The sequence below is a fragment of the Micromonospora aridisoli genome (assembly GCF_056150025.1).
The window spans coordinates 1-544 of sequence record NZ_JAXCFK010000148.1 but is presented as its reverse complement, the minus strand read 5'-3'; the positions used below and the strand labels follow the sequence as shown (position 1 = coordinate 544).

1 protein-coding gene is annotated in these 544 nt (G+C 39.2%); it reads left to right on the top strand.

Annotated elements, in window-relative coordinates; all coding sequences use genetic code 11:
- On the top strand, positions 1-544 hold a 544-nt coding region (locus tag SM447_RS29815), incomplete at both ends, for a hypothetical protein (RefSeq protein ID WP_474576194.1).

Sequence of the window (544 nt, the reverse complement as noted above, 5' to 3'; positions counted from 1 at the left end):
AAACTAAATGACCCTAGAGCCTTTGGCTTCGAGGATGGCAGAATTGTAGCCACCATTACAGGTGGAACACCCATCAATGGAGATTCATACAATTTTCAATGGATAGATGAAAATGGACAAGAGGTACTGACACATTTTAGTGAATTTAATAATACGACCAAAGAATTCTTTATCACTCTGCACAGTCTAGGACAAGGAACATACACTATAATTACCACTGATACCCATCATACTAATGCAACCAATAAGCAAGGATGCAGTGCTACAAGCACAGCGCTACCAATTATACAACCGAGTCCACTTGTTGTTGCTATAGAGATATACCATGAAATCTCCTGTAACAATGACAACGAATATTTCGATTTTCAGGATGTCAATTTGGATGACACCGTTGATCAATTTCAAGACGGAGCTTTATGGGCGCGTGTTACTGGAGGGGAACGTTATGAATCAGGTAATCCATATCAGTATAACTGGCGGATAGAACAAAATGGAAACTGGCAAGACCTCGATCGTAATGATAGTATTATTGATTTTTTGAGCA